Genomic DNA, 12,808 nt, shown 5'->3' with positions numbered 1-12,808 from the left:
GAAGTAATCTGTGTTCCTAAAAAAATATATGTTCTTTAACCGCAAATTCGCAAAGTTTTAAACCACACCAACAATAGCTTCCACCACTCCCAAACCTGCTCGTTCTCCCGAAATCATAGCCGCATTTAGCGACCCGTTTAATTGGGTATCTCCTGCTAAGAAAATACCTGCTGTTAATTTAGTGGCAGAGGGACTCATTTCATAACGCAAGTTGTCCATCTTTGGTAAAGCTTGTGGAATGCTGTAGTGCTTTATAAATCGCAAGGCATCTATACCACACAATTGCTTGAGTTCTTTTGTAACTTGAGTTTGTAACGCTTCTGGACTTAATTCATGGTCTTTGACTACAGTGACAGATAGTAATTCTTTACTTCCAGAAGTTTTGGTTTTAAGACTGGTGTGATAAAAGATATTATTCACAAGGGCATCTTTATCGGCAATTAAACCTATAAGTGGTTTACTAATGGCTTTAGTGTTGGTTTCAAAGTAAAGGGTTTCACAAGATTTCCATTGGGTTTGTTGGTTGTTTAACCTGCTTATTAAACCACTTGCCTCTGTTGCAATTATGGTGTAATGGCTTTCTAGTACTGTGCCATCGGTAAGTATTATTTTGTTTTCTTCAACAGTTTTTACTTTAGTATTAAAGAGGAAGGTAGTTTGTTTTAGTGTGTCTTTTAACTGAACTGGAATGGCTTCTATCCCTCCCTTTGGTAGAGCTGCTGAACCTTCCCCAAACATTTTATAGACAAACTCAAACATTCGACTAGACGTTTCTAAGGCTGGTTCTAAAAAAATACCACTAAAAAAGGGTTTAAAAAATGTAGCAATCATCTCTTTTGAAAAACCGAAGTCCAACAGGTAGTTATAGGTTGTTGTTTCGGGCTTAGCAAAAATCTCTGTCAAGGTGGTTTTCTTTAACAAGGCATTTAATCGCAGTATTTTAACCTTATCTGAAAGGGTACCTATGCCCGAAAACAAGGTGGGAAGTAATAAAGATATAGCACGAAGGGGATCGCCAAGTATTTTTTGTTGGCCTTTCGTAAAGATAGCAGCTCCAGGTAAAAAAGACTGCAGTTCCAAAGCTTCTAAATCTAAATACTTTTGGGCTGCAGGATAAGCTGTTAACAGTACTTGAAATCCATGATCCAATTGGTAGCCTTCTACAGTATCGGTTTTTACTCGACCACCTACTCTTTCGGTTGCTTCTATGATAACAGGAGCGTACCCGTTGTCTTCTAGGACTTTTGCCGCTACTAATCCACTAACACCTGCTCCAATGATATGTATTTTATAGTCTTCTTTTTTCATAGGTATTGCACTTGCTGTTTTATACTAATGCAAATATAAGGGTCTGTTAGGTGTTTCGCAAGTTGTTGGGGTTTGTTTTTAGGGTTTGCGGTGGGTTGGAAAAGTAAGCTGTTGACGGTTAAGAAAGATTTAGAAGAAGTTCTTATGACGTTTGCGGTTTGTTGAAAAGGTTGCTTCACTTCGTTCGCAATGACTGGTTTTTATCTTATTAGTGCGTTTATTTGTTCTACTTGTAAGCCCATGTAGAGGCAGAATTCTTGGATGGTAACTGCTTGGTGTTTTTGTTTGTTGTTTTCCTTTTTAATTGCATTTATGATATAACGGGCATGTCTTTCTGATTTACCTGTTATTTGTTGTATGTCTTTTGGGTAGATGCAAATGCGTGTCATATTCATAAAATTAGAGGTTAGTATTTATTGCTTTCTGTAGGGTTATAGTAAAGATTAAGTAAAGGCGTAGTAAAGGCATAGTAAACGTTAAGTAAAGGGGTTGTATTTTCGCATAACGTTGAACATCTGTTAATTAGTATATGGATGTGTAAGATTTTACATAGTTAATCGGCAAAAAGCGTCTTTTTTGGCATAATCGGCAAAAGTGGTCGTTTTTGGAAGTGCCTTTGTGCAACGTATTATTTTATAGCTTTAATTTGTTTTGAGTTTCAAACCAAATGTTTCATTTAAATTAATTTATTATGGCTAGAAGTAATGGTCTTATTAAGATTGAGGGTACTGTTGAGGACTTAACGTTTTATCAAAAAAACGGTAAAAGTTTTGTACGTAAAAAAGGTGGTGTTTCTCGTGAACGTATTTTGAACGACCCAAATTATGTTCGTACGCGTGAGAACATGAGTGAGTTTAGCCACTCTGGAAGTGCTGGAAAGATATTGAAATTGGCTGTTGGCTCTATGGCTTTTAAGGCAAAGGACAGTAAGCTAAACAGTCGCTTGTTGCAAGTAATGAGTCGCATTAAGAATTTAGACTCTACTTCTAATCGTGGTAAGCGTTTGGTGAGTGTTGGTATTACTACACCAGAGGGCAAGCAGTTGTTGAAGGGTTTTGATTTTAATATTAATGCTTCTTTGGATAGTGTGCTTTTTGCACCCTATGATTTAGATCTTGGAAGTGGTAGTTTTAAGATTGTAGATTTTAGTACGGAAGAGCAGTTAATGTATCCGCAAGGTGCTACACATGTGAGTTTTCAGAGTGCTATTGTGGATATAGATTTTGCTAGTGGTGATTCTGTGATTGCTTATAGTACTATTGAGAATTTGCCACTTTCTTTTACACCTGTTACTTTGACTTTATCCCCATCGAGTGTTCCTTCTGGTTTGGGGGTGCAGTTTTTTTTGGTGTTGATTAGTTTTTTTCAGGAAATTAATGGTTTGCAGTATTCTTTGAAGAATGAGGAATTTAATGTGTTGCAGATTATTGAGGTGGTTTAGGTTGTTTAATCTTTATTTTTGGCTCCTTTTGCTTTTTGTGAGGGGGGCTTTTTTTTTGGGGGTTTACGGTGGGTTGGAGAGGTTGCTTTGCTTTGTTCGCAATAACGGTTTTTTTTGGAACGCGGATGACACGGATTGACTTCGTCCTACGCGGATTGGGACGGATTTTTTAGGTCGCTTTGCTCTGGGGTTATTACACAGAGTTTCGCAAAGGGTTCTCGGAGTTGCACAAAGTTTTTTTTGGGGTTACGGTGAGTTGGGGAGGTTGCTTCACTTCGTTCGCAATGACGGTTTTTTTTGTGGAATTGTGGGAAACCGTAAAATTAATTGTTTTACGGTTTTTATATTTGTAGGAAATACTATAAAAACAGTGAAAACACCTATTGCCTAATTGAATAAATTATGGTACGTTTGAAGAAAGAAAATTAAAATAATATAACAGCATACATGTTCGAACAAACATTCAAAAATATAGATGACCTGCTTTACAAAGATTCGGGTGCAGATAGTGAATTAGATTATATAGGGCAAACCTCTTGGGTGATGTTCTTGCGTTACTTAGACGAGTTGGAACAGGACAAAGCAGACCAAGCCGAATTAAAAGGAGAGGAATACACTTTTATATTAGAAGAAGAATACCGTTGGCCTAATTGGGCTATGCCTAAAGATGCCGAAGGAAAACTAGACCATCATAGTGCTATGACTGGACCTGATTTGGTGCAGTTTGTAGATGGAAAACTGTTTCCTTATTTGGCTAAGTTTAAGCAAGAAGCAGATTCTGCCAATACGATTGAATATAAAATTGGGGAAATCTTCTCGGAGTTGAAAAACAAAATTCAATCGGGCTACAACCTACGTGAGATTTTGGAATATGCCGACAGTCTTCCTTTTCGTGCTTCTACGGATAAACATGAATTGAGCCACTTGTATGAAACCAAGATTAAAAACATGGGTAATGCAGGTCGTAATGGTGGACAATACTATACTCCTCGCCCATTAATTCGTGCTATGATTAATGTGGTTGACCCACAAATAGGTGAAAAAATATACGATGGTGCAGCAGGTTCGTGTGGTTTCTTGGTGGAAGCCTACGATTATTTGTACCAACGCATGGAAAAAACCACCGATAACCTAAAAACACTACAAGAAGAAACCCTTTACGGAAAAGAGAAAAAAAACTTGGCTTATGTGATTGGGATTATGAACATGATTTTGCATGGTATTGAAGCACCCAACATTATACACACCAATACACTAGGCGAAAACATACGCGATATACAAGAAAAAAACCGTTATCATGTAATTTTGGCTAATCCACCGTTTGGAGGAAAAGAACGACCAGAAGTGCAACAAAACTTTGACATTAAAACAGGAGAAACGGCTTTCTTGTTTATGCAACATTTTATAAAGAGTTTAAAAACAGGTGGTCGTGCCGCTATTGTTATTAAAAACACCGTTTTAAGCAATACCGACAATGCTTCGGTAGCTTTGCGTAAGTTATTGCTAGAAGGTTCTAATTTGCACACTATTTTAGATTTGCCAGGAGGAACATTTACAGGTGCAGGAGTTAAAACGGTAGTCTTGTTTTTTCAAAAAGGTGAACCTACTAAAAACATTTGGTACTACCAATTGAATCCAGGACGCAACATGGGAAAAACCAATCCTTTAAACGATAAGGATATGGAAGCTTTTGTAAGCCAACAAAAAACAAAGCCCGAAACCGAACAATCTTGGAATTTAAAAGTAGCCGATATTGACGAATCTACTTTTGACCTAAGCGTAAAAAACCCAAACACACCCGAAGAAGCTGCCCTAAGAAGCCCAGAAGAAATACTAGACGAAATGGTGTATTTAGACAAAGAAACCAAATCTATTTTGAATTCTATTAAAGAGCTGATATGAGAGAAGGTTGGGAAATTAAAGATTTGGAAAATGTGTGTGGATTTCAAAACGGATTTGCATTCAAAAGTAATAGTTTTAAATACACAGGAACACCAGTTGTTAGGATTACAAATATTCAAAATGAAACTATTGATTTAAGAAAGATTGTTTATATCGATAGAAACGATTATGATAGAGATTTAACTAAATATGAAATTAAAAAGGGTGATTTACTTATTGCAATGTCTGGAGCAACTACAGGAAAAATTGGGTTTCACAAATCAGATGAAGTTTTGCTTCTAAATCAGCGAGTAGGTAAATTTGAACCATATAAAAATTTAAATAAAACATATTTATTTTATTTTCTTTCTACTAAAGTTGAAGAAAATCTAGCAATTTCAGCTGGTGCTGCACAACCAAATTTAAGTACTGAGCAAATCAAAAGTTTTCAAATCCCTATCCCACCACTACAAGAACAACAACAAATAGTAGCTATTTTAGACCAAGGCTTTGAAGCCATTGACCAAGCCAAAGCCAATATTGAAAAAAACATAGCTAACGCTAAAGAGTTGTTTGAAAACACCCTGCAAAAATTATTCGACAAAAAGGACTGGGATTTAAAAAGACTTGGAGAAATCGCTACATTTAAGAATGGTATGAACTTTACTAATAGCAGCAAAGGTCAATCCATAGAAATTGTCGGAGTAAAGAATTTTAAGAACAACTTTTGGGTTCCTATTCATGAATTAGAAAATGTCATTCTTGATGGAGAAATGAGTGAATTGTATCAATTAAAGAAAGGCGATATATTAACTGTTCGGTCAAATGGAAATCCTAAATTAATTGGAAGAACACTTTTAGCAGATGAAGTAAGTAGTATTGTATCTCACTCAGGTTTTACAATCAGAATTCGATTGAATTCAAACACTATACTTCCCACATTTTTATGTCACTTTCTTAAAACTGCCAAAACAATAAAAGAACTCGTTGACAGTGGAAATGGTGTAGGTATTAAAAGTTTAAATCAAGTCTCGTTATCTTCATTAATGATACCTTTCCCAGAGTCAGAACAAGAACAACAAATTATCGTCGATAAAATAGAGGAGATATCTATTCAAACAAAACAGATTGAATCACATTACAAACAAAAACTAAACAATTTAGAAGACCTAAAAAAATCGATACTCCAAAAAGCATTTGCAGGAGCGTTGACAAGTCCTGAATGGACGCAGTATAGTAAGGATGGACGTAGTCCTTCCGATGAAACACAAACGAATAAAAACCCTGAAAGGGTGACATAACTATGGGGCAGTCATTAGTAAAAAACTACGTACACATAGTCTTTAGCACCAAACATAGGGAAGAATTAATTTATCCGCCCTACGAACAGGAGTTGCATGCCTATTTGGGAGGTGTCTGTAAAGAGTTAGATTGTGCAGTATTGATAGTTGGTGGCTATACAGACCATGTTCATATACTATGTATGTTGTCTAAAAAAATGGCTTTGATGACCTTGGTACAAAAAGTAAAAGCTCATTCTAGTAAATGGATGAAAACGAAAGATAAGAGATTGGAAAATTTCTTTTGGCAAGATGGTTATGGAGCATTTTCTGTAAATCCAAGTGAAGTAGATGTTGTGGTAAATTATATTAAGAACCAACAGGAGCATCACAGTAAAAAGGACTTTAAGAAAGAGTATAGAGCATTTTTAAAAAAATATGAAGTTGAATATGACGAACAGTATGTTTGGGATTAATTATTTCGCCCTTTCAGGGCTTAACACACTTATCTCACATTCGGCAGGACTACGTCCTACCTTATCAAATAACATCCCTTCGGGATTAAACCACTAATTATGAACGAAGCACAAACCAAACACGATTTAATTACACCTGCTTTGCAAGCCGCAGGTTGGGGTATTGTTGAAGGCAGTCGTTTGCGTTTGGAGTTTCCCATAACCAAAGGTCGCTTAATTGGGCAAGGCAGAAGAGCCACACCACTTTTTGCAGACTATGTTTTAGAATATAAAAACAGAAGAATTGGTATTGTAGAAGCTAAGAAAAGAGATTTATATTATACTGATGGTGTTGGTCAAGCCAAAGATTATGCTGAGCGATTGAACATTCGCTATAGTTATGCAACCAATGGTTTGCAAATCTATGAGATAGACATGGACGAAGTTGCAGAAGGTGAAGTCCCAAAATATCCAACTCCAGACGAGCTTTGGGAAATGACCTATCCTACTCCAAAAGAAACTTACAAATTAGAAATCGCCAATTGGAAAGAACGCTTGTTCGAAATTCCTTTTGAAGACCGTGGTGGAACATGGCAACCGCGATATTATCAGCAAAATGCCATTGCCAAAGTATTAGAAGGGATAGCTGAAAAGAAAGACCGTATGTTGCTAACCTTAGCTACAGGAACAGGAAAAACAGCCATCGCTTTTCAGATTGCTTGGAAACTATTTCATGCCAAATGGAATTTAAAGCGTGATGCTACTAGAAGTCCAAGAATATTATTTTTAGCCGATAGAAATATACTTGCCGACCAAGCTTTTAATTCGTTTGGTGCTTTTGATGTTATTGATGAAAATATAAAAGTTCGCATTAGTCCGAAAGAGATTAAAAAGAAAGGGCATGTGCCTACTAATGGAGGTATCTTCTTTACCATATTTCAAACCTTTATGACCAGCAAACAAAAGGAAGAAGAAGTGGAAGAAGAAATGGATTATTTAGAAGCGGCTGAACCTAAGGAAGTTTATGGTAGTTCTGATTTTAACTTTGGACAATATCCACCTGATTTCTTTGATTTGATTATTATTGATGAATGTCACCGAGGTGGTGCCAATGACGAAGGTTCCTGGAGAGCCATTATGGACTACTTTGCTCCTGCTGTTCAATTGGGTTTAACGGCAACTCCAAAACGGGATGTTAATGGAGATACTTATAAATATTTTGGTGACCCAATATATACTTATGCTTTAAAAGATGGTATTAATGATGGATTCCTTACTCCTTTTAAAGTAAAAGAAATCCAAACCAATTATGATGAATATACTGTAACGGCTGATGATGTTATTATAGATGGTGAAGCCGAAGTTGGTGATACGTTTACTTATCGTGATTATGGTAGAAAAATTATCATTCAACAAGTTGAAGAATACAGAGTTAAGAAATTCTTAGAACTGATTAATCAAAATCAAAAGACTTTGGTTTTCTGTTCTACTCAAAAACATGCTGCCTTGATTCGAGATTTAATTAATCAGTTTTCGACCAGCAAGAGTGTTAATTACTGTCATCGTGTAACCGCTGATGATGGAAAAATGGGCGAACAACATTTACGCGATTTTCAGGATAATGAAAAGAGTATTCCGACCGTATTAACGACTTCCCAAAAATTAAGCACAGGAGTAGATGCACCCGAAATTAGAAACATCGTTTTATTGCGACCTGTGGATTCTATGGTTGAATTTAAACAGATTGTAGGTCGAGGTACAAGGCTTTTTGATGGTAAAGATTACTTTACCCTATTTGATTTTGTGCAAGCCCATCAGCATTTTAAAGACCCAGCTTGGGATGGAGAACCTTTAGAGCCAGAAACACCACCTGAAGGAGGGAAATCTAGAGTTTGTAAAGTGTGTCAAGTAAAACCATGCGTTTGCGAAAAAGAGGAAGTGGAAGATTGCGAGGTTTGCAATAATTATCCATGTGTTTGTGATATTCCTGAAAGCAAAATAATACGCGTTAAGCTATCCGACAATAAAGAAAGAGAAATAGATTCAACGGTTAAAACTTCGTTTTGGAGTCCGAGTGGCACACCTATTTCATCAGAAGAATTTGTACAACAATTGTTTGGTGATTTACCGAGTTTCTTTACTGATGAAGAAGAGTTACGTAAACTGTGGAGTTTGCCAAGCACTCGAAAAAAATTACTCGTAGAGTTAAACGAAAAAGGCTATACCAATGAACAATTGGAAGAATTACGACTTCTAGTTCATGGAGAAGATAGTGACTTGTTTGATGTGCTAAACTACATAGCTTACAGCAAGGATTTACTACCAAGATTAGAGCGAGCTACTAGAGCAAAAGTTCAGTTAGGAGATTACAATCCGAAACAACAAGAGTTTTTAAACTTTGTATTGGAACAATACGTGAAAGAGGGTGTTGATGAATTGGATGATGTAAAACTTACCCCTTTATTGGTTTTAAAATACAAAGCGATTGCGGACGCTAAGAAAGAACTTGGTGAGATAAAGAGTATTAGGGATGCTTTTATTGGGTTTCAACAATATTTATATAAAACATCGGCAAGTTAATTATCAAAACTATGGGAATAATCGTAAGAACAAGAAAAATTAGACCATCAACTAGAAAATCAACCTCTGTTAATTACAGGGTAGATATTGCTAAGGTTGGAAAAGATGATACTTTAGAAGTTAAAGTATCTCATGAAAGTAATTCTTTTTTAAGAACATACTATTTTCATGAAAAAGATATCGCTCATAAAAACAATATTAGCTTCAAAGTAATTGAAGAAGAACCAGAGATTAAATTATTGTGGAGCAGTGCTCAGCCTTATAAATAATAAATGGGTGATTAAACCTAAAATGAAAAAATACTTGATAAAATATAATAAATATGGAAATTGAAAAATATAGCTTAACAATAACTGACAAAGATGATTCTACTACTTCTGTTAGCATTATGCCTAAAGAAGGATTAGCACTACAGAAGGAAAGAAGAAAACTCTATGTCATTACAAATGAAAAGAAAGAGTTTCTATATGTTGGAGAAGCCAGTACATCAATTTTAAAACGATTTCAAAGAGGAACAGTTGCTTACAATCACTTTGTTAGAAATGGCAACGCTAGAAATGGTTATAAAGGTTATAAATGGTTGAATAATAAAGAAAATTTATTTAGAACTTTAACCGTTTTTGCATTAGTTTTTGATGAAGAAAAAAACGAAAATAGAAAATTTGTAGAAGCAGTTGAAGGAGAATTAGTCTACTTAATTAGAGAGAAATCGGGAAAATGGCCATTATTTCAAAATGAGATTCATTTTAGTAATTGTGATGGGGCTTTGGAGGTTGCTTTGGAGGTTTTAGAAAATGTTTTTTAGTAGGGTGTTGGTTTAAAAGATAAAACAATATGGATATAAAAGCTTTTAGAAAATTAGTTGAGTCGTCACATTTTAAAGAACAATTAAATAGTATAGCAGTTACTATTAGATTTGAATATTCAAACTCAAAAATAGAATTAAAAGGAATTCAATCTATTTATAAATTTATATATGACCAAGTAATTGGTTGGAATAAGATAGAGAAAATACCTCCTTATTTTCTTGCTTCAAAAATGCACTTTGAAGTTTTAAAATCTTCTTTGGTTTCCTTAGCTAGTTATACAGAGTTAAATTTGCAAAATAGATTTGAAAATAAATTCAGACAATTGCAAAGAGATTTAAATAATGAAAAAGGAAATAGAAATGATTTTATATTCATTTATGATTCTCCAGAAACAGACTTTTTAATTTCAGTTTATAATAAAAAAAGTACTTATTTTAATGGGGCTTTAGATTATATAACAGATGCCAACTTAAATTATAGAAATGATCACGACTATTTTACGGGTTTATTATTGGCTTATGAATTTAAAAACCAAGCGGAATCAGAAATACCTAAAAGAAGAAATAGCGAAAAATTAAGTTTATCACAACTAAAAACAAAGTATAACGAATATATTGTAGAAGCAGAACAACAATTAAATAGCAATCTTTCTGATGCTAAAGATAATTTAACCAATCATTTTGAAACTGTAGACAAGTTAAAAGCAGAAAAAGACAAAAATTTTGAAGATTGGTTTAGTGGTGTTCAAAGTGGTTTCGATACTTTTTTTACAAGTTCTTCAGATTCAATTAAGGAGAACGAAGATTTATACAGAGAAAAATTAAGATTAGAAGCTCCAGCAAAATATTGGAAAGATAGAGCCATTGAACTTAAAAAAGAAGGAAATAAATACTTGAATTGGCTAATTAGAACATCTGTAATAGCTGCCGTTTTATTATTTACCTTATTAATGTTGTTAGGAACAACTTATTTCGAAACAACTTTTAATGATAATATAAAAGGAATTAAATGGTCAATAATATTAATTACAATTGTTTCATTATTGGCTTTTACTATCAAAATATTATCTAAAATGACATTTAGTTCATTTCACTTATCTAGAGATGCAGAAGAACGAGAGCAGTTAACACACTTCTATTTAGCATTAAAAAAAGACACAACCATAGAGCCAGAAGAACGTCAATTAATATTACAATCTTTATTCAGTAGAGCCGATACAGGACTTTTAAAAGAGGATTCATCCCCAACAATGCCAACAAGTATTATTGAAAAATTTGCTGGTGGTAAATAATTATAAATATGGCTGAAACACAAGAACTATTTGATTTTTTCAACTCACCTTTCCCAAAGAATATTGAATCTGAAACTACCTATCTAGATATAGTTAATATTCAAACTAAAGAAAATATAAATAGTAAAATATATGAATACTATTTAAATCATCCAATTGCTTCTGATTGGTTTATTACTGCATTATTAGAATTGATTGAAGATAAATCTTCAAAAAAAATTAATATAGCAGATTATTCCGTTTATACTGAATATGCAACATTAGATAAAAAAGGTAGAATTGATATAGTAATTGAATCGGTAGAAAATAAATCTGTAATAATTATAGAAAATAAAATTCATCATTGGTTACATAACGATTTAAATAATTATTGGCATACTTTTAATTCACATGAAACTGAAAATAAAGTCGGAATTGTTTTAGCTCTATCCAACATTCCACACAATAATAACAATTTTATAGTAATTACACACTTGGAGTGGATTATAAAGATTGAATCTCTAATAAGTGAAGATTTATTAAGCATCAGAGAAAAAATACATCTTGAAGACTTTATTATAAACATAAAATATATAACAAATTTGAATGTAATGAATGAAAATATTAAGTTTTATTTAGACCATAATGAAAAAATAGAAAAAGCTATAAAGTATAAAGAAGAAGCTGCTCGTTTTGTATTAGCTGCAATTTATAACATTGCTACAAAATATAATTGGGTAACTTATGGTAATACGTTAAACTATAAACAAATTTGGGATGAACAAAATGACATTCGCGTTTTTTATACTTTATTTCCAGATGTTTTATTAAAAGAAAAAAGACTTAAAATTGTAATTGAGATAGATGGCAATGCTAGAGTTTTTTATGAAGAATTAAAAAGAGTTTTAATAAATGAAACAGATGTTTATAGTGAAAGATTTATAATAAGCGGACAAGGCAATACTTATTCTGCTCATATTGGTTATATTCAATATGAAGTTATGTCAGATGAAGATTTTGAAAATTTAGAAAGTTACATTACCCTAAAAATTGAAGAATTAGAACCTAAAAGAAAAAAGATTTTATCAAAGCTTATTGGATTAGGATATGAAAACAAGAATATTCCTGATTATTTGAAAATACTTTAATTATTAACTCGATTTGAAAGCAACAAAAAGATATACTATAAAAAACAACATACTTGAATTGTATGTCAAGAAGTCACCGCTTATTGGTCGTGGCTTTATCTTGTTTTTGGCTTTTATTTGTGTGGCTTTACCTATTATGGGAATAGTTTTGAATTTTATGGATGGGAATGCTTTTCATTTTGGGTTTATTATTGGTTTGGGTCTTTTTTCTTTGGTTGGTTTTTATTTCATTCGTTTATTCCTTTGGAATACCTATGGCAAAGAGGTTATTGAAATTGGAGAATCATCTGTGAGTTATTATGTAGATTATCATTATTTTAAAGGCAATCAAAAACAAATGAAATATGAAGAACTTACTTATGAATTCACTTCAATAGGTTTTGAAGAGGAACAAAAAGGTAATTTAATTATTGTTGCTAATGTGAAGGAGTTTATACATTCAGCTGTTAATATGCCAAATGCAGAGTTGATAGAGTTGATTGGGGTTTTAGAAAAGAGGTGAGGTTTTGTTGTGGGTTCTGTCCTACGTTGGGATGACAAGATTGTGGATTCGGTTTGTGTTGAGATTTTTTAACAGGCTGTGAATTTTAAGAAGAATAAAAAATAAAGTTTAATCAATAGAATTATAAATAAATA

The 12,808-nt window shown here is 33.4% G+C and carries 12 protein-coding genes; 10 read left to right on the top strand and 2 right to left on the bottom strand.

All coding sequences use genetic code 11. From position 1 onward, the window contains the following. Positions 1-57: 57 nt before the first annotated feature. Both G507_RS0100600 and G507_RS17455 read right to left on the bottom strand, forming a co-directional pair. Positions 58-1,308: an NAD(P)/FAD-dependent oxidoreductase gene (locus tag G507_RS0100600; RefSeq protein ID WP_026715658.1), complete on the bottom strand. Its 1,251-nt coding sequence runs from the start codon at positions 1,306-1,308 to the stop codon at positions 58-60. 200 nt (positions 1,309-1,508) lie between these two features. Continuing rightward, positions 1,509-1,697: a hypothetical protein gene (locus tag G507_RS17455; RefSeq protein ID WP_342662420.1), complete on the bottom strand. Its 189-nt coding sequence runs from the start codon at positions 1,695-1,697 to the stop codon at positions 1,509-1,511. A gap of 302 nt (positions 1,698-1,999) precedes the next feature. Between G507_RS17455 and G507_RS0100595 the strand changes: the two genes are divergently transcribed. The 10 genes from G507_RS0100595 to G507_RS0100550 all read left to right on the top strand — a co-directional run bounded on the left by G507_RS0100595 (position 2,000) and on the right by G507_RS0100550 (position 12,674). Then, positions 2,000-2,749 (top strand): hypothetical protein, encoded by a 750-nt coding sequence (locus G507_RS0100595; protein WP_026715657.1) that lies wholly within the window; start codon positions 2,000-2,002, stop codon positions 2,747-2,749. A gap of 447 nt (positions 2,750-3,196) precedes the next feature. Then, positions 3,197-4,651, top strand: a complete 1,455-nt coding sequence (locus G507_RS0100590; RefSeq protein WP_026715656.1) for a class I SAM-dependent DNA methyltransferase — start codon at positions 3,197-3,199, stop codon at positions 4,649-4,651. Beyond that, a complete protein-coding gene (locus G507_RS17165) occupies positions 4,648-5,931 on the top strand; it encodes a restriction endonuclease subunit S (RefSeq protein ID WP_026715655.1) in 1,284 nt (427 codons plus the stop codon). Before G507_RS0100590 ends, G507_RS17165 begins: the two co-directional genes overlap by 4 nt. 2 nt (positions 5,932-5,933) lie before the next feature. Beyond that, the gene (gene tnpA, locus G507_RS0100580) at positions 5,934-6,386 is read left to right on the top strand and encodes an IS200/IS605 family transposase (protein ID WP_026715654.1); all 453 of its coding nucleotides are present in this window, start codon (positions 5,934-5,936) and stop codon (positions 6,384-6,386) included. Between the two features lie 99 nt (positions 6,387-6,485). Further along, positions 6,486-8,945: an EcoAI/FtnUII family type I restriction enzme subunit R gene (gene hsdR, locus G507_RS0100575; RefSeq protein ID WP_026715653.1), complete on the top strand. Its 2,460-nt coding sequence runs from the start codon at positions 6,486-6,488 to the stop codon at positions 8,943-8,945. Between the two features lie 11 nt (positions 8,946-8,956). Further along, positions 8,957-9,214 (top strand): hypothetical protein, encoded by a 258-nt coding sequence (locus G507_RS0100570; RefSeq protein ID WP_026715652.1) that lies wholly within the window; start codon positions 8,957-8,959, stop codon positions 9,212-9,214. 53 nt (positions 9,215-9,267) lie between these two features. Next, positions 9,268-9,750, top strand: coding sequence for a hypothetical protein (locus tag G507_RS17160; RefSeq protein ID WP_026715651.1), 483 nt, complete (start codon positions 9,268-9,270; stop codon positions 9,748-9,750). Positions 9,751-9,779: 29 nt separating this feature from the next. Beyond that, positions 9,780-11,045 (top strand): DUF6161 domain-containing protein, encoded by a 1,266-nt coding sequence (locus G507_RS17155; protein WP_051191437.1) that lies wholly within the window; start codon positions 9,780-9,782, stop codon positions 11,043-11,045. Positions 11,046-11,053: 8 nt separating this feature from the next. Continuing rightward, positions 11,054-12,172, top strand: coding sequence for a PD-(D/E)XK nuclease family protein (locus G507_RS0100555; RefSeq protein ID WP_026715650.1), 1,119 nt, complete (start codon positions 11,054-11,056; stop codon positions 12,170-12,172). Between the two features lie 13 nt (positions 12,173-12,185). Further along, entirely contained in the window at positions 12,186-12,674 is a 489-nt protein-coding gene (locus G507_RS0100550) for a hypothetical protein (RefSeq protein WP_026715649.1), read from the top strand. Positions 12,675-12,808: the final 134 nt, after the last annotated feature.

Origin of the sequence: Flavobacterium gelidilacus DSM 15343, assembly GCF_000422685.1 — a bacterium.
Taxonomy (GTDB): domain Bacteria; phylum Bacteroidota; class Bacteroidia; order Flavobacteriales; family Flavobacteriaceae; genus Flavobacterium; species Flavobacterium gelidilacus.
The sequence above is the reverse complement of the archived record's forward strand: the minus strand, read 5'-3'. Positions and strand labels throughout refer to the sequence as shown.